Annotated in this window: 16 protein-coding genes; 13 read left to right on the forward strand and 3 right to left on the reverse strand. The window is 67.4% G+C overall.

Annotation, left to right across the window (positions count from 1 at the left end):
* The first annotated feature begins 153 nt into the window (after window positions 1-153).
* From ACQR1E_RS21635 to ACQR1E_RS21675, 9 genes are all read left to right on the forward strand, one after another.
* Window positions 154-636, forward strand: a complete 483-nt coding sequence (locus ACQR1E_RS21635; protein ID WP_316193384.1) for a (2Fe-2S)-binding protein — start codon at window positions 154-156, stop codon at window positions 634-636.
* The gene (locus ACQR1E_RS21640; RefSeq protein ID WP_434863339.1) at window positions 636-4,181 is read left to right on the forward strand and encodes a molybdopterin cofactor-binding domain-containing protein; all 3,546 of its coding nucleotides are present in this window, start codon (window positions 636-638) and stop codon (window positions 4,179-4,181) included. The genes ACQR1E_RS21635 and ACQR1E_RS21640 overlap by 1 nt, the downstream gene beginning before the upstream one ends.
* 153 nt (window positions 4,182-4,334) lie before the next feature.
* Window positions 4,335-5,117, forward strand: a complete 783-nt coding sequence (locus tag ACQR1E_RS21645; protein ID WP_316164235.1) for an IclR family transcriptional regulator — start codon at window positions 4,335-4,337, stop codon at window positions 5,115-5,117.
* Window positions 5,117-5,992, forward strand: coding sequence for an ABC transporter permease (locus tag ACQR1E_RS21650; protein ID WP_315715497.1), 876 nt, complete (start codon window positions 5,117-5,119; stop codon window positions 5,990-5,992). Before ACQR1E_RS21645 ends, ACQR1E_RS21650 begins: the two co-directional genes overlap by 1 nt.
* A gap of 8 nt (window positions 5,993-6,000) precedes the next feature.
* Complete coding sequence (locus tag ACQR1E_RS21655; RefSeq protein ID WP_315715496.1) at window positions 6,001-6,879, forward strand: ABC transporter permease; 879 nt, start codon at window positions 6,001-6,003, stop codon at window positions 6,877-6,879.
* A 14-nt stretch (window positions 6,880-6,893) separates the two neighbouring features.
* Entirely contained in the window at window positions 6,894-7,958 is a 1,065-nt protein-coding gene (locus ACQR1E_RS21660; protein ID WP_434871942.1) for an extracellular solute-binding protein, read from the forward strand.
* On the forward strand, window positions 7,955-9,043 hold the full coding sequence (locus ACQR1E_RS21665) for an ABC transporter ATP-binding protein (protein ID WP_434897539.1): 1,089 nt from the start codon (window positions 7,955-7,957) through the stop codon (window positions 9,041-9,043). The genes ACQR1E_RS21660 and ACQR1E_RS21665 overlap by 4 nt, the downstream gene beginning before the upstream one ends.
* 78 nt (window positions 9,044-9,121) lie before the next feature.
* Complete coding sequence (locus ACQR1E_RS21670) at window positions 9,122-10,225, forward strand: DUF917 domain-containing protein (protein WP_315715492.1); 1,104 nt, start codon at window positions 9,122-9,124, stop codon at window positions 10,223-10,225.
* Between the two features lie 2 nt (window positions 10,226-10,227).
* The gene (locus ACQR1E_RS21675) at window positions 10,228-11,781 is read left to right on the forward strand and encodes a hydantoinase/oxoprolinase family protein (protein WP_316171881.1); all 1,554 of its coding nucleotides are present in this window, start codon (window positions 10,228-10,230) and stop codon (window positions 11,779-11,781) included.
* A 10-nt stretch (window positions 11,782-11,791) separates the two neighbouring features.
* Here ACQR1E_RS21675 and pncA read toward each other — a convergent pair whose 3' ends face one another.
* On the reverse strand, window positions 11,792-12,427 hold the full coding sequence (gene pncA, locus ACQR1E_RS21680) for a bifunctional nicotinamidase/pyrazinamidase (protein ID WP_315752148.1): 636 nt from the start codon (window positions 12,425-12,427) through the stop codon (window positions 11,792-11,794).
* Window positions 12,428-12,597: 170 nt separating this feature from the next.
* Between pncA and ACQR1E_RS21685 the strand changes: the two genes are divergently transcribed.
* Together ACQR1E_RS21685 and ACQR1E_RS21690 are read left to right on the forward strand one after the other, a co-directional pair.
* A complete protein-coding gene (locus ACQR1E_RS21685; protein WP_434897540.1) occupies window positions 12,598-12,882 on the forward strand; it encodes a hypothetical protein in 285 nt (94 codons plus the stop codon).
* 68 nt (window positions 12,883-12,950) lie between these two features.
* Complete coding sequence (locus ACQR1E_RS21690; protein ID WP_315715489.1) at window positions 12,951-13,151, forward strand: hypothetical protein; 201 nt, start codon at window positions 12,951-12,953, stop codon at window positions 13,149-13,151.
* Window positions 13,152-13,153: 2 nt separating this feature from the next.
* Here the strand turns inward: ACQR1E_RS21690 and ACQR1E_RS21695 are convergent, their stop codons facing one another.
* Both ACQR1E_RS21695 and amaB read right to left on the reverse strand, forming a co-directional pair.
* Window positions 13,154-13,354, reverse strand: coding sequence for a DUF3606 domain-containing protein (locus ACQR1E_RS21695; RefSeq protein WP_315715488.1), 201 nt, complete (start codon window positions 13,352-13,354; stop codon window positions 13,154-13,156).
* Window positions 13,355-13,430: 76 nt separating this feature from the next.
* Window positions 13,431-14,981: an L-piperidine-6-carboxylate dehydrogenase gene (gene amaB / locus ACQR1E_RS21700; RefSeq protein ID WP_315752091.1), complete on the reverse strand. Its 1,551-nt coding sequence runs from the start codon at window positions 14,979-14,981 to the stop codon at window positions 13,431-13,433.
* An 827-nt stretch (window positions 14,982-15,808) separates the two neighbouring features.
* Here amaB and ACQR1E_RS21705 point away from each other — a divergent pair.
* Window positions 15,809-16,435 carry a LysE family translocator gene (locus tag ACQR1E_RS21705; RefSeq protein WP_315715486.1) on the forward strand — a complete coding sequence of 209 codons (627 nt, stop codon included), beginning with the start codon at window positions 15,809-15,811 and terminating at the stop codon, window positions 16,433-16,435.
* 134 nt (window positions 16,436-16,569) lie between these two features.
* Complete coding sequence (locus ACQR1E_RS21710) at window positions 16,570-17,334, forward strand: serine O-acetyltransferase (protein ID WP_316202487.1); 765 nt, start codon at window positions 16,570-16,572, stop codon at window positions 17,332-17,334.
* Window positions 17,335-17,347: the final 13 nt, after the last annotated feature.

Below are 17,347 nucleotides of genomic sequence, written 5' to 3' on the forward strand. Positions count from 1 at the left end.
GATAAACGATCAGTTTGCCCTGCACAATGACGACAAATCGTGCATACGCTGCAGCGCAATACGTGCCACTTGCATGTTAGTACACAAACGATACGCTCGGAGCGATCACCATCGCATCCTCGTTAACGATAGCATAGCGGACGACAGAAGGGCATGACGCCAGCAACGATTCGGCTGACCGTGAACGGACGGACGCATGACGTCGCGGCCGCGCCGGACACGCCCCTGCTCCATGTGCTGCGCAACGACCTCGCTCTGAACGGTCCGAAATACGGCTGCGGCCTGGGGGAATGCGGCGCCTGCACCGTGCTGATCGATGGCCGCGCCGCCCGTTCCTGCATCATTCCGGTGGAAGGCTGCATCGGCCGCGACGTCACCACGCTGGAAGGACTGGGCTCGCGCGAGGCGCCCGATCCGGTGCAGCAGGCCTTCATCGCCGAGCAGGCCGCGCAATGCGGCTACTGCCTCAACGGCATGATCATGACGACCAAGGCGCTGCTGGCGATCAAGCCCGATCCGTCACCCGACGAGATCAAGCAAGCGCTGCGCTACAATCTCTGCCGCTGCGGCGCGCATGTCGAAATCCTCCGCGCGGCGATGCGCGCGGCCGGCCACACGCTCGAGGCGCTGGACTGATGAACGATCGCCTCACCAAGGACGCCGACATGCCTCGCGGCCGGCTGGTTGTCGAACGTCCCATAGCCGGCAAAGATGGCCAGTTCGAAACCTTCATCCGGATCACGGCGGCAGGCGAGGTCTCCGCCTTCAACGGCCATGTCGATCTCGGCACCGGCATCCGCACCGCGCTGGGACAGATCGTCGCAGAAGAGCTGGACGTCTCCTTCGCTCGGGTCGTGGTCGTGCTCGGGGACACCGCGGTCGTGCCGAACCAGGGCGCGACCATCGCCAGCGAGACAATCCAGATCACCGCCGTGCCCCTGCGCAAGGCGGCGGCGCAGGCGCGCGCCTTCCTCTTGGCGCGGGCGGCGACGCAGCTCGACCTCGACGTTCAGGACTTGACGGTCGAGGACGGACTGGTCCGCGGGCCCAACAACCGCGTCCTCAGCTATGGCGAGCTGATCGGCGATGAGACGATCCGCCTCGAGCTCGCCGACGATATCCTCGTCAAGTCGGTGAACGACTATCAGGTCGTCGGCCGCTCGGTGCCGCGCGTCGACCTGCCGGCGAAGGCGACCGGTGAGCTCACTTACGTGCATGACGTTCGCGTCCCCGGCATGCTGCACGGCCGCGTCGTGCGTCCGCCCTATGCCGGCGTCGATGCCGGCCCCTTCATCGGGACCAGCCTTCTTGGCGTCGATAGGGAGTCAGTGCGCGATGTCCCTGGCCTGGTCGACGTCGTCGTCATCGGCGACTTCATCGGCGTCGTCGCCGAGCGCGAGGAGAATGCGATCCGTGCCGCCGAGCGCCTCGAGGTGAAATGGAAGCCGGTGCCGACCCTGCGCGACCTCGACGATGTCGAGAACGCGCTGCGGGCCAATCCGTCCGCTCCGCGCCGGCTGCTCGACAAGGGCGATGTCGATGACGCCGTCGCCGGCGCCGCCAAGCCGATGCGGAGGACCTATCTCTGGCCCTACCAGATGCACGGCTCGATCGGACCGTCCTGCGCTGTCGCCGACTATCGCGACGGGCAGATCCGCATTTATTCCGGCACGCAGAATCCGCACATCCTGCGCGGCGATCTCGCCAAGCTGATCGACTGCCCCGAGCACCAGATCGAGCTGATCCGCCTCGAGGCCGCCGGCTGCTACGGCCGCAACTGCGCTGACGACGTCACGGCCGATGCGCTGCTGCTGTCGCGTGCGGTCGGCCGCCCGGTGCGGGTGCAATTGTCGCGCGAGCAGGAGCATCTGTGGGAGCCCAAGGGCACCGCGCAGCTGATGGACGTCAATGGCGGCCTCAATACCGACGGCTCGGTCGCGGCCTATGAGTTCGCCACGCGCTATCCCTCGAACGGCGCGCCGACGCTGGCGCTGCTGCTGACCGGGCGCATCGGGCCGGAGCCTGCGGTGTTCGAGATGGGCGACCGCACCGCGATCCCGCCTTACGACTATGAGCACATGCGCGTCACGGCGCATGACATGCCGCCGATCGTGCGTGCGTCCTGGATCCGCGGTGTCTCGGCGCTGCCCAACACCTTCGCGCACGAGTCCTACATCGACGAGCTCGCCGCCGAGGCCGGCGTCGACCCGATCGAATACCGGCTGCGCTATCTGAAGGACGAGCGCGCACGTGATCTCGTGAACGCCGTGGCCGAGCGCGCCGGCTGGACGCCGCGCCCCGTGCGGGAGGAGAAGACGCCCGAGAACGGCGTCGTCCATGGCCGCGGCTTTGCCTACGCGCTCTACGTCCACAGCAAGTTTCCCGGCTACGGCGCGGCATGGTCGGCGTGGATCGCCGATGTCGCCGTGAATACGACCACCGGCGATGTCAGCGTCACGCGGGTCATTGCAGGCCAGGACTCCGGCCTGATGATCAATCCAGACGGGGTACGCCACCAGATCGAAGGCAACGTCATCCAATCCACCAGCCGGGCGCTGATGGAGGAGATTCCCTTCACGCGCGGCAAGGTCGCGGCACGGGAATGGGGCGCCTATCCGATCATCACCTTCCCCGACGTGCCTGAGATCGACGTGCTGATGCTGCCGCGGCCGGATCAGCCGCCGCTCGGCGTCGGCGAGTCCGCGTCCGTGCCCAGCGCCGCCGCGATCGCCAATGCGATCTACGACGCCACCGGCGTCCGCTTCCGCGAGCCGCCATTCACGCCGGAGCGCATTCTGAAAGGCCTGCGCGGCGAACGGGCGGAGACGCCGGCGCCGCAGTCGCTGCCCGCCCCCGAAAGACCGGCGACCACGTGGCACAAGCCCTTTGCCAAGCGGGGCGGCGTGATCGCCACCGCCGTCGCGGCATGCGCCGCGGCGATCGGCATCGCCACCGCCGTGTTGCCCTGGCGCGCCATCGCGCCGATCACGCGCCCCGATCCCTCGGTCTATTCCGCAGCGACGATCGCGCGCGGCGAGGCGCTCGCGGCACTCGGCAATTGCGCTGTCTGCCACACCGCGGATGGCGGCCTGATCAATGCCGGCGGCCGCGCACTGGAGACGCCGTTCGGCACGCTGTTCAGCACCAACATCACGCCCGACGTCGAGACCGGCATCGGCGCCTGGTCCTATCCCGCCTTCGAGCGCGCGATGCGCGAGGGCGTGCATCGCGACGGCCGGCAGCTCTATCCGGCGTTTCCCTACACGCATTTCGCGCGAACCGATGATGCCGACCTGCAGGCGCTCTACGCCTACCTGATGGCACAGGCGCCAGTGAGACAGCAGGCGCCTGACAACGCGCTGCGCTTTCCATTCAACCTGCGGCCGCTGGTCGCCGGATGGAACGCTCTGTTTCACGACACGCAGCCGTTCCGGCCCGATCCGACACAATCGGAGCAGTGGAATCGCGGCTTCTATCTCGTCGAAAGCCTCGGCCATTGCAGCGCCTGTCATTCGCCGCGCAATGCGCTTGGCGCCGAGCAACGCAACGCACATCTGGCTGGCGGCTTCGCCGATGGCTGGGAAGCCCCTGCGCTGACCGCGCTCTCGACTGCCCCGATCCCGTGGACCGAGGACGAATTCTACACCTATCTCCGCTCCGGTCAGTCGCGCTTCCATGGCGTGGCCGCCGGTCCGATGGCGCCGATCGTGAAGGATCTCGCGACGCTGCCCGACGCGGACGTTCGGGCCATGGCGATCTATCTCGCCTCGTTCCAGACGCCCTCGTCCGAGGCAGCGAAGCTGGAGGCGATGGCCGCGGAGTTGGAAGCGCGCACCAAGACGACCTCGACGGCGTCTCCGGCGGCACGGCTCTATCTCGGCGCCTGCGCGGTCTGCCACGAGGTCGGCGGCCTGCCGTTGTTCGGCAGTCGGCCCTCGCTGGCGCTGAACAGCAACCTGCACAGCGCCACACCCGACAATCTGATCCAGGTGATCCTGCACGGGATCATGAAGCCGGTCTCGTCCGATCTCGGCTACATGCCGGCGTTCAAGGACCATCTCAGCGACGGCCAGCTCGCCGAACTCGTCGCCTATCTCCGTCAGCAATTTGCTCCGGACAAGCCGGCCTGGACGGGCGTCGACGCCGCCGTCGGTCGCATCAGGTCCACCGTGGCGCGGTGAGGCTGAGCATGCTCCGTCTGCGCCCGGCGCCCCGACCACCACCCTGACGCGCATTCGGGCACCTCGTTGCCAGTAATTTCGCCTTGCGGCAGACGGTCTGCCGCTTCTAGAATTTGGGACTACGTTCCAAAAAATGGAACAAACGGTATCATCATGAGCGCCCTGACCAACGCCATCGACATCCTGCGCTGCTTCTCGACCGCGCGGCCCGACCTCTCCTTTGCCGACGTCCAGGTCCTGACCGGCAAACCGAAAAGCTCGACCTCCCGCCTGCTCCGCTCGCTGCGCGATTGCGGCCTGCTCGAGCAGGATCCGCACAGCCGCCGCTACCGGCCGGGCCTGCTCACCTTCGAGCTCGGGCGGCTGCACCGGGCCCATGACGACCTGATCGCCACCGCCGAGCGCGAGCTGCGCGATGTCTGCGCGCGCACCGGCCACACCGGCTACATCGCCGTGCTCGACGGCTATCAGCAGGTGGTGCTGCGCATCGTGCCCGGCTCCAACCCGCTGCGCGTCGTCAACCCGCCGGGCCAGCGCACGCCGGCCATCATCACCTCGAACGGCCGCGCCATGCTGGCGCGTCTGACAGACCAGGAGATCCGGACGCGCGTGCCGCTCGACTACCCGAAGGTCCCGGCCAACTCGCCGCAGAACTTCACCGAGCTGATGGCGCGGCTGAACGAGATCCGCCGGACCGGCATCTCGGACGCCGCCGACGAGGCCATCGAGGGCGTCGGCTCGCAGGGCTTTGCGCTGACGGGCGGCGAGAGCGGTGAGCTGATCGGCATCGCCGTCTCCTACTCGGTCCAGGCCACCACCGAGATCGAGCGTGCCAATGTCCGCCGCGAGCTCGGCAGCATGGCCGCAAAGCTGCGGCGCATGACCGGCGATCCGCTCGGCCAGACCATCGAGCAATTGGCCGGACTGGCCTCCTGATGACGAGCAGCAGCGCGCCGCGCGTCAACAGCCTGGCGCTGTTGATCCTGCCGAGCGCGCTGCTGTTTGCGTTGTTCTTCTTTCTGCCGATCGGATTGATGGCGGTGATGAGCGTCCTGACCGGCAACCCCGTGGTCATGCCGAACGTCGCCCTCACAGCCAGGCACTATGCCCGCATGGGCGATGACGGCTACTATCTCGAGGTGATCTGGACCACGATCCGGATCGGCCTCTGGACGACGCTCGCCGCGCTCGTGATCGGCTACCCGCTCGCGCATTGGATGGCGCGTATCAAGAGCCGCACCGGCCATGCGCTGCTGCTGATGGCCGTGCTGGCGCCGATGCTGACCGGCATCGTGGTGCGTACCTTCGCCTGGATGACGCTGCTGTCCGACAAGGGTGTCATCAACCAGATCCTGGCCTCGCTCGGGCTGGTCACAAGGCCGTTGCAGCTGATGTACAATGAGACCGGCATCATCATCGGCCTGGTCCACATCTATGTGCCTTTCATGGTGCTGACGCTCACCGGCGTGATCGGCCGCATCGACGAGCGGCTGGAGCAGGCGGCGGAGAATCTCGGCGCCAGCCCATGGCGCGCATTTCTCGAGGTCACCCTGCCGCTCAGCCTGCCCGGCATCCTCGCCGGCTCGCTGCTCGTCTTCGCGCTCGCGATCAGCGCCTATGTCACCCCGATCCTGCTCGGCGGCTTCCAGGTCATGACCTTGCCGATCCTGATCTACCAGCAGATCTCCGCCAACTTCAACGTCGGCTTCGCGGCTGCGCTCGGCATGGTGCTGCTCATCATTTCGCTCTCGCTCGTCATCGCGTATAATCACGTGCTCGGCCTCGTTTCGGGCCAGCGCGAGCTGCAATGAGGGCGCAGATGACGAGCCTTGCTCCGGGATCGCGGCCGCCGCTCGCTGCGCCAATCGGTCTGGCGGCCACACCTGCCCTTCGCAGCAAGGCGCGGCCGCTCCGGTGGGGCCGCAGGCTCTATCTCGCCGCCAACACCGCCATCCTCGTCTTCCTGCTGGCGCCGATTGCGATCGTGATCGTGTTCGCGCTCAACCCGACGCCTTTCATCCAGTTTCCACCAGTCGGCATCTCCTTTCGCTGGTTCGAGAAATTCTTCGCCTCGGGCGACTTCATGCACGCGCTGCTGTTCAGCATCGAAGTCGCGGCCATGACCACGGTCGCGGCCACCGTGCTGGGCGCCTCGGCCGCGCTGGCGATCGCCCGCGGCAACCTGCCAGGCTCCCGGCTGATCGTGGCGACCATGCTGTCGCCGCTCATGCTGCCGGCGATCCTGACCGGTCTTGCGCTGTTCCAGTCCTACGTACTGCTCGACGTCGGACGCCCGGTGTGGGGGCTGGTGGCTGGTCACACGCTGGTGACGATTCCCTACGTGGTGCGGACCACGCTCGCCGTGCTGCACAATTTCGATGTCAGGTTGGAGGAAGCCGCGCAGAATCTCGGCGCCAGCCCCACCCGGACCTTCTTCGAGATCACGCTGCCGCTGGTGAAGCCCGGCGTTCTGGCAGGCGCGATCTTTGCTTTCATCGTCTCGTTCGACCAGTTTCCGGTGTCGCTGTTCCTGGTCGCGCCGGGCAGCGAGACCTTGCCGATCACGCTGTTCAACTATCTGAAGTTCGATCTCGACGGCACCATCGGCGCGGCCTCGGTGGTCTCGATCCTGCTCGCCTTCATCGTCGTCATCGCGCTCGACCGCACCGTAGGTCTTCGCTCCTACGTCAAACTCTAAGGGAGATCCCGGACATGACCGCCTCATCGCGTCGTTTTCCCCTGAGCCGCCGCCGCCTGCTGACCGCGGCTGCGTCGCTCGGCGCCGGCGTTGTCGCTGCTCCCTTTGTCGCGCGTGCGGACGAGCCCGTTCTCAACGTCACCGGCTGGGGCGGCAAATGGGGTGACGTGATGAAGGCCGAGATCGGCCCGGCCTTCGAAAGCGAGTTCAAGTGCAAGCTCAAGACCGACACCGCGCTGCCATTCCTGCCGAAGCTGCAGGCGAGTTCGCGCTCGGCTCCCATCTACGACGTGCTGCACACCAACTCCAACGAGCAGTGGGCGGCCGTGGAGATGGGTCTCGTCGAGCCCAAGGTCGACCCCAAGCTGGTTCCGAACATTGCCGACGTCTACCCTTACGCCGTCAGCGACAAGATCGTCGGCGTCTGCATCTTCACCAGCGCCATCGGGCTCGGCATGCGCACCGACAAGGGCTATGGGAGCGTCATGTCGTGGAAAGACTACTGGGATGCGAGATTCAACGGCGCGCGCGGCGGCTATGTGATCCCTGCCAACAGCCTGGGACAGGCGTTCGTGATGATGTGCGGCGCGCTGTATGGCAAGGGCCAGACCGACCTTGACGCCGCCTATGCAGCGCTGGAGAAGCTGAAGCCGATCAAGCTGGTCGACTTCACCGGCGCGATGGAGAAGCTGATCCTGTCCGGTGAGGTCGGCCTCGGCATCCTGCATGATTCCGGCATCTATCGTTACGACGGTCAGAACCAGCCGGTCGACTTCGTCACGCCGAACGAGGGCGTGCTGTCGCTCGAGCAAGTGCTGAGCATCACGCCCGGCAGCAAGGTGAAGGAGCTCGCCAACGCCTATATCAACTACATGCTGCGCCCCGAGGTTCAAAAGCGCCTCGCTGAGACCGTCTGGTATTCGCCGGCCAACAAGAAGGTCAAGCTCGACTCCAAGTATGACGCCAAGCTGCTGACGACGCCGGAGAAGGTCGGCAAGCTGATCCAGGTCGACTGGAAGTGGTACAACGCACGGAAGGACGAGATCGACAGCCGGGTCAACCGGATCTTCCGCGCATGAGCGCTGCCATCGAGATCGCCGCGGTCAGCAAGATCTATGACGGCGGCGTACGCGCAGTCGACGCGGTTGCCGTGAACATCAGGCCTGGCGAGTTCTTTTCGCTGCTCGGCCCGTCCGGCTGCGGCAAGACCACCACCCTGCGCATGATCGCCGGCTTCGACAGCCCAAGCGCCGGCGAGATCCGCCTCGACGGCGCCGACATCACCCACGTGCCGGCGCACAAGCGCGACATGGCGATGGTGTTCCAGAACTACGCCCTGTTCCCGCACCGGACCGTAGCCGAGAACGTCGCCTTCGGCCTGCGCATGCGCAAGATCGACAAGGCGACGATTGCCGCGAAGGTGAAGGCAGCGCTGGCGATGGTTGAACTCGGAGGCCTGGAGAACCGCAGGCCGGCGCAACTGTCCGGCGGCCAGCAGCAGCGCGTCGCGCTCGCCCGCGCCATCGTCATCTCGCCGCGCGTGCTGCTCTGCGACGAGCCGCTCGGCGCACTCGACAAGAAATTGCGCCAGCAGATGCAGTTCGAACTCAAGCGGCTGCAAAAGACGCTTGGCCTCACCCTCGTGTTCGTCACCCACGACCAGGAGGAGGCGCTGGCCATGTCGGACCGCATCGCGGTCATGAACGCCGGCCGCGTCGAGCAGATCGGCACCCCGCTCGAGATCTACGATCGGCCGCGGACGCGTTTCGTCGCCGATTTCATCGGCGACACCAACATTTTTCGTGGTCAGCGCGTGACCTTGGACAATGGCGTCGGGATAGCCGTCGGCAACGGTCTGGTACTGTCCCTGGCGGACACAGTTGCAGCAGCCGAGGCCGAGGTTCTGTCGGTCGCGCTGCGGCCGGAGAAGATCTCGGTATCGCCAGCCGAGGTGGCCGATGCCAAGCGGACAGGCATGTCCGCGCGCGGCACCGTCGAGAGCACCAATTTCCTCGGCGGCGCGGTGCTGTACCGCATCGCCCTGGAGAGCGGACAGCACGTGCTGGCGCAACAGCCGAATTCCGGAGCTGGTCCTCTCCATGCGCCGGGTCAAACGGTCACGCTCGACTGGCGTCCGGCCGATCTCGTCATCCTCGAGGATTGATATTGTGAGCGTTATATTCCTATTCCCGCAGCAGTACCGTGCGCCGCAGTCACAGAGCGACGTCGAAGAGCTTGTGCCGTGAGCGCAGCCGGCATGAAGACGATCAGCCTCGACGACATCGAGGCGCTCGCGGTCGGCGCCTGGATCCTCGGCACCGGCGGCGGCGGCAGTCCCTATCTCGGCCTGCTCAACCTGCGCCGGCTCTATGCGGAGGGGCATCGCGTGCAGATGATATCGCCGCTCGACCTCGCCGACGACGACTGGGTCGCGGTGGTCTCCAACATGGGCGCCCCCTTGGTCGGGCAGGAACGGCTGGCCGACAGCCGCAGCATCGCGCGTGCGGTGCGCATGCAGGAGGAGATCAACGGCATCACATTTCGCGCCGTGATGTCGGTCGAGATCGGCGGCGGCAACGGCATGCAGGCGCTGATGGCGGCGGCGCATCTGAACATCCCCGTGGTCGACGCCGACTGCATGGGCCGTGCCTTTCCCGAGGCACAGATGACGTCGGTCGCGATCGGCGACCTCAAGCCCTATCCCTGCACGCTCTACGATCCGCGCGGCATCGAGGCCGTCGTGACCAAGGTGCCGAGCTGGAAGTGGATGGAGCGCGCCAGCCGCAAGATCTGCGTCGAGATGGGCTCGATCGCCTCGACCAGCAAGGCGCCGCGCACGGGCCGCGAGGTCAAGGACTGGGGCATCCATTTCACGACCACCAAGGCGATCGCGATCGGCCGTGCGGTCGAGGCAGCGAACCGGAGCCACCAGGATCCGATCGCGGCGATCCTCGATTGCGAGGGCGGCCAGCGGCTGTTCAGCGGCAAGATCGTCGACGTCGAGCGCCGCACCACCGAGGGCTTTCTGCGCGGCAGCGCCGTCGTGGAGGGCAGCGACGACGATCGCGGCACCCGGCTCAAGCTGTCGTTCCAGAACGAATGGATCGTGGCTTGGCGCGATGGCGAAGCCATCGCGATGTCGCCAGACCTGATCTGCGTGCTCGACAGCGTCAACGGCCACGGCATCGGCACCGAGACGGCGCGCTACGGCCAGCGCGTCACCGTGATCGCGCTGCCCGCGCCCGCCGTATTGACCAGCCCGCGCGGGCTCGAATTCGTCGGCCCCCGCGCCTTCGGTTACGACCTCGATTTCCGGTCGCTGTTTGCGACCCCTGGAGCTCCCTGAGAATGAAGCGGATTGGCATTGACGTCGGTGGCACCAACACCGACGCCGTCCTGATTGCCGACGACCATGTCGTCCACTCCGTCAAGGCTGCGACCACCGCCGACGTCACCTCCGGCATCCTCGCGGCGCTGAAGGCGCTGCGAGAAAATCCCGCGGCGGCCGTGCCGGTCGACGCGGTGGTGATCGGCACCACGCATTTCATCAATGCGGTGGTGCAGCGGCGGCACCTGCAGAAGATCGGCGCCATCCGCATCGGGATGCCCGCCTCCGCCTCGCTGCCGCCGTTCTGCGACTGGCCGGGCGATCTCGCCGCGCTGGTCAGCGGCGAGACCTTCATGCTCGAAGGCGGCCACGATTATGATGGCCGCCCATTCATGCCGCTCGACATCGGCGGCCTGAAAGCCGCCGCGCGCGCGATCAAGGCCAAGGGCCTGCGCGCGGTCGCGGTCGCCTCGTCGTTCTCGCCGCTCGACCCGAGCTGTGAGATCGCGGCGCGGGAAATCCTCGCCGAGATCTGCCCTGATGTGGCCGTCACGCTCTCGCACGACCTCGGCCGCATCGGACTGCTGGAGCGCGAGAACGCCGCCCTGCTCAATGCCGCGCTCCACGACCTCGCGGTCACGACGGTCGCCGCCTTCCGCAAGGCGATCGCGGAGTCCGGCATCGATGCGCCGCTGTTCCTGACGCAGAACGACGGCACCGTGATGCAGGCGGAGATCGCGACCGCCTTCCCGGTCATGAGCTTCGCCTCCGGCGCCACCAACTCGATGCGCGGCGCCGCGTATCTCTCCGGCCTCGACGACGCCATGGTCGTCGACGTCGGCGGCACCACCAGCGACATCGGCCAGTTGCGCCACGGCTTTCCGCGCGAGGCCAACACCGTCGTCGAGGTCGGTGGCGTCCGCACCCTGTTCCGCATGCCCGATTTGCTCTCGATCGGGCTCGGCGGCGGCAGCCATGTCGAGCAGGATCCGGTCCGCGTCGGCCCGCTCAGCGTCGGATACCGGCTGACATCCGACGCGCTGGTGTTTGGCGGCGACCGCCTGACCGCGACCGACATCGCGGTCGCGGTGGGGCTGATCGACATCGGCGACCGATCGCGCGTCGCGCATCTGCCGAAAAGCCTGATCGACGCCGCGCTCGCCGACGCCCACCGCAAGCTCGAGGGCGACATCGACCGCATGAAGACCGAGGCCGGCGACGTGCCGCTGCTCGCGGTGGGCGGCGGCGCCTTCCTGGTGCCGGAGCGCCTTGCCGGCATCTCCACCATCGTGCGCGTCGACCATGGCGACTGCGCCAACGCGGTCGGCGCCGCCATCGCCCAGGTCTCCGGCGAGGCCGACCAGGTCTTCCGCGACCTGACCCGCGACGAGGCCATCGCGGCGGCGCGGGCCATCGCCGAGGAGCGCGCGGTGCAGGCCGGCGCCGACCGCGACACGCTCAAGACGGTCGATGTCGAGGACATGCCGATCGCCTACCTCCCCGGCAACGCGCTGCGCGTCCGCGTCCGCGTCGCCGGCGCCATCGCCGAGCCGACCATCGGCGCGGCGGCGTAGTCCATCGTCGCTACGCCAGCTCGGCGATCCGCTCGACCCCGGCCTCCGCGCCCTGCGCCTTGGCCGCCGCCATCGAGCCGCCGAGGTCGATGCCGCGGCAGGCGTTGTCGATGACGATGGCCGCGAAGCCGAGCCGCCGCGCATCGACCGCCGAATAGTGCACGCAGAAATCGGTGGCGAGACCGACCAGGAAAACCCGCTTCAGGCCGCGCTCGCGCAGGTAGCCGGCGAGGCCCGTGGGCGTGGTCTTGTCGTTCTCGAAGAACGCCGAGTAGGAATCGATCGCGGCACGAAAGCCCTTGCGGATGATGAGCTGCGCCTTGTCGGTCGCAAGCTCGGCATGGAAGGCGGCGCCCGGCGTGCCCTGGATGCAGTGGTCCGGCCACAAGGTCTGCGGCCCGTAGGGCATCGTGACGCTCTCGAACGGCGCCTTGCCGGGGTGGCTCGAGGCGAACGAGCTGTGTCCCGCCGGGTGCCAGTCCTGGGTCAGGACGACGTGATCGAACATCCCGCTCAGCCGGTTGATCGCCGGCACCACGGCATCGCCGTCGGCCACGGCGAGCGCGCCGCCGGGACAAAAATCGTTCTGCACATCGATGATGAGCAGCAAATCCTCGTTGGCCCTGATCTGCATTCCGGTCTGCATCCGTTTCACTCAAACTCCATCAAGGATGGCCCCAGCCCGCGGCGATCTCAAGCCGGGCCGCCGAATAATCCGCGGCAAGCCAGCCCCTCCATTTTGGAATCCCTGCCCTGCAGGACGGGCCTGGAAACGCCAGCCGATTCGTGGATTCTCCCGGCGGGAGAGCGTGGCCGATGCAGACTGCCGTCACACACCATTCCGCGAGCCAGCGCCTCGAGCGCTGGGCGGTCGCCACCCTGCGCGAGGCCGGCGCGATCGTTGAATGCGAACAGCACGGCTGGATGCGCGAGCGCGGCGACCCGCATGCGCTGGCGCGGGCGCTTCGCATCGCACGCGACGATCCGCCACGCGGCGTGTGTAGTTCGGACGCGCTCGCGGCGATCGAGGACGTCCTGGCCGCGACCGGCGACACCTGCCCTGATTGTTCACGGCACGGAGAGCCGGAATATCCGCCGTGATTCAAATAAGTGATTCCGTAGCTACCCCGAGATGCCCTAGCCTGAGGCCTCCACCGGGAGACGCAATCATGCCGAATCATCCGGTCCCGTGGCTGCTGCGCAAGCCATGCCCGACCTGCGGCCGTGCGCTCGCGGTTCGCGAGGGCAAGGGCGGGCGCCGCGAGCTTGCTTGTCCGACCTGCGATGGGCCCGATCCGCTGCACTCGCCCAAGGCGCTCCGCTGGGCGAGGGGATCGCTTCGGCCGCCGGAGCGGCCGAAGCAACATTGACGTCACTGGCGCGTCAGCTTGCGCTCGACTTTCTTGCGGCTGTTGCCGACCTTCTTGACCGCCTTCTTCACCGCGGACGCCGAGCGGCCGCTCTTCTTGGCTTCGTAGCGGACTTCGTGGTCCTGTCCACCCGCGACGCGGGCGCGATCCTGGTTGCGTCCGCGCGCTGACTTTGCGGTCGAGGCTTTCTTCTTCGTTGCCATGGTGCATCTCCTTATCAGCGCGCAACGCACGACGCAGCGAAGCGGTTCCGCCGATGAGAGAGCCCCGTCGCATCGATCAGCCGAGGTCGAACTTGACGCCCTGCGCCAGCGGCAGGCTGCGGCCGTAGTTCACGGTGTTGGTGGCCCGGCGCATATAGGCCTTCCATGAATCCGAGCCGGACTCGCGGCCGCCGCCGGTCTCCTTCTCGCCGCCGAACGCGCCGCCGATCTCGGCGCCCGAGGGGCCGATATTGACGTTGGCGATGCCGCAATCGGAGCCGCGCGACGACACGAACAGTTCGGCCTCGCGCAGATCATTGGTGAAGATCGACGACGACAGCCCCTGCGGCACCGCATTGTGCAGCTCGATCGCGGCATCGAGATCGCGATACGGCATCACATAGAGAATCGGCGCGAACGTCTCGCGCTCGACCGGACCGGATTGCGATTCGATCTCGACCAGGGCCGGCCGCACGTAGTACGCCTCCGCAAAGCCGCCGACCGCGACGCGCTCGCCGCCGAACACGCGGCCGCCGTGATCCCGCGCGGCGCTCAGCGCGTCCTGCATGGCGTCGTAGGCGCCGCGATCGATCAGCGGGCCGATCAAGGTGCCCTGCTCCAGCGGATTGCCGATCGCCACCGAGGCGTAGGCCTGCTTCAGCCGCGGCACGAGCTGGGTGTAGACGTCGGCATGCACGAACAGGCGGCGCAGGCTGGTGCAGCGCTGGCCCGCGGTGCCCATCGCCGCGAACGCCACGGCGCGCAGGGTGAGATCGAGATCGGCCGTGGGCGTGACGATCGCGGCATTGTTGCCGCCGAGCTCGAGGATGGCGCGGGCAAAGCGGCCGGCAAGACAGGCGCCGACGACGCGCCCCATGGCGGTCGATCCGGTCGCCGACACCAGCGGCACCCTGGCATCGTCGACCAGCATCTCGCCGACCGCGCGGCCGCCGAGCAGCAGGCCGGCGAGCCCCTCCGGCGCCTCGCCGCCCTCGCGGCGATAACGCTGCAGCGCACGCGCCAGCAGCGCGTCGGTCGCGAGCGCGGTGAGCGGCGTCTTCTCCGACGGCTTCCAGACGACGCTGTTGCCGCACACCAGCGCCAGCGCTGCATTCCAGGCCCACACCGCCACGGGGAAGTTGAAGGCGGAGATCACGCCGGTGACCCCCAGGGGATGCCAGGTCTCCATCATCCGGTGCTCGGCGCGCTCGGTGGCGATGGTCAGGCCATAGAGCTGGCGTGACAGGCCGACGGCGAAGTCGCAGATGTCGATCATCTCCTGGACCTCGCCGAGCCCCTCGGAGACGATCTTGCCGGCCTCGATCGAGACCAGGCGGCCGAGCGCGGCCTTGTGGGCGCGCAGCTCCTCGCCGAACAGCCGCACCAGTTCGCCGCGCTTCGGTGCCGGCTTGAGCCGCCACTGCAAGAACGCGGCATGCGCGCGCGCGATCACCGCGGTCGCATCCGCCCTGCTGTCGTCATGCACATGGGCCAACACCTCGCCGGTCACGGGCGAACGGGCGGCGCGCGTCCCACCGCGCAGCCGCTCCGGCGCGACGCCGAGCGAGGTCAGGATCTCGGCCGTTTCGACAACGAGTGTCAGGGGCGATGCTTGGCTGGGCGACATATGCAACTCCGGATTGTCCCACGCACCGGTGCACGCGAGACGTCATGAATGGTCCATCGTAAACGCCCCCGTGTAGATCAAATCCGGCTGCGGCGCGAGCACCCGCGCGCTGGGCAAACGGCCACTGGGCAGGTCGCTCGTCGGCGCACGGAGGCGTCCTCCCGCTCGTTCTGTTTCGCGCGCGCCGGCTGAGCCTTCTGGCGCGCATCGGCGAGATCCCGCGACGCAACGCGCCCGGGCTGATGGGATCGACGATCCCTCGTGAAACACGAGGGCGCAGGGAATGCCGGGAGCTGGCCGCCCCCATGGCCCGCCTGCGAAAAAAATGCAGGCGGCAGGAACCACAGGTTCAGCCGAGACATCCCGGCATTCCCCGCGCGATGGTCTTCACGCTTATACCGTGATCTCCCCGGTGTACGGCTCTTTAGCCACCGTCGCCCTCGGAATCATCGCCCGAAAGCTTAGCGCCAGCGTCGCGGCGCCAGGACCACACGACTTCACGTCCGCCAGCTGCCGTTCGTCCGCGTGCAAGCACGCTGCGGCAGATAAGCGGCCATCGCCTCCCCGCCTCACGTGTCGTGACGATCGCGATACGCCCCTCGTGGCGAAGCAGGATGGATACAGTAGAGCATATTTTCTGGAAAAGCGAAAGCGCTTTTTTTTGGAGCGCCGCAGCGACCGAAGGTCGTTCATGACACGTCTTGCGTTGGCAGACGGATTGTGATCGTCGAGGAAAACAGCAAAGCGGCCCTCGCAACAAAGATCATTGCGGCCCTATCCGCCTCGATATACCAACGTCGCATATGTCCTCGCGAGAGACGATCGGCATGACGATCGAGACTTGGTTCGCGTTTGCGGGAACGTCCATCATCCTCCTGGTGATCCCGGGGCCGACGGTTCTGCTGGTGGTCTCCTATGCGCTGGGCCAGGGGTGGCGAACCGCGCTGCCGACGGCCGTCGGCGTCGCGCTGGGCGACTTCACCGCCATGACCTTGTCCATGCTGGGCGTCGGTGCGTTGCTGGCGACCTCGGCGCTGCTGTTCACCGTGCTGAAATGGATCGGCGCGGCCTATCTCGTCTGGCTTGGGATCAAGCTGTGGCAGGCCGGCGGCGCGCTGAACGCCGTGCCGCGGACCGACAGGACCTCGGCGCTGAAGATGCTCGGTCACGCCTGGATCGTCACGGCGCTGAACCCGAAGAGCATCACCTTCTTCGTCGCGTTCCTGCCGCAGTTCCTCAGTCCGAACGGCAGCTTCCTCACGCAGATGGTGGTGTTCGAATCGACCTTCGTCGTGCTCGCCTTCGCCAACGCCGTCGGCTATGCGCTGATCGCCTCGCGCGCCCGCGCGCTCGTACGGAGCGCGAAGGTGATCAGCATCTTCAACAAGGCGGGCGGCACCCTTCTGATCGGTGCGGGCGTCGCCGCCGCGGCGGCGCGGACGGCGCAGAACTGAACGGACTGCGACCTTCGGCGTGGATCGTCGCCGGCCACATCGGATGACGACGCCCGCGAGGCGTCGTCCAGGTTTCTGCAACGCGCAGGTCAGGCTATATTGTCGCCGTCACCTGTTATCGAGCAGGCTTTGCCATGGCCGACACACACCCATCCAGTCCCGAGCTCTGGTCGTCGATCCAGCACGAGGCCCGGCGCATCGCCGCGGCCGATCCCGTGTTCAGCCGCGCCCTGTCGGCTGCAATCCTCGATCATTCTGATCTCGGCAGCGCCGTCGCGCAGCAGATTGGCATCCGCCTCGGCAGCGGCGATGCCGCGCGCGCCCGATTTGCCGCGGTCGCGCGCGAGGCGTATGCCGCCGCGCCTGAGCTCGTCGAGGCGGCGGGTCGCGACCTCGGGGCGATCGCGACGCAGGATCCAGCGACGACGGCGCTGCTGCCGCCGCTGCTGAACTACAAAGGCTACGTCGCGCTGCAGGCGCATCGCGTCGCGCACTGGCTCTGGAGCAACGGGCAACCCGACCTGGCGCTCCTGATGCAGGCGGACTCGTCAACATCCCTGCAGGTGAGCATCCATCCCTCGGCGCGGCTCGGGACCGCGGTGTTTCTCGATCATGCCACCGGCATCGTCATTGGCGCCCACAGCAGCATCGGCCACGACGTCACCATTCTGCAGAACGTTACGATCGGACGACACGACGCGCTGCCCGGCCGCGCCCCGCGGATCGGCCGCGGCGTGCTGCTCGCCTCGGGCGCGACCGTGCTGGGCGACGTCGCGATCGGTGATTTTGCCAAGATCGGCGCCGGTGCCGTCGTCACCACCGATGTGCCGTCGGGCTGCACCGCCGTGGGCGCGCCGGCGCGGCTGACGAACTGCCCGGAGCAGCCGGTCCCAGCCTGACCACGACTGCTCG

The organism is Bradyrhizobium sp. HKCCYLRH1030, from assembly GCF_051168395.1.
Classification (GTDB): domain Bacteria; phylum Pseudomonadota; class Alphaproteobacteria; order Rhizobiales; family Xanthobacteraceae; genus Bradyrhizobium.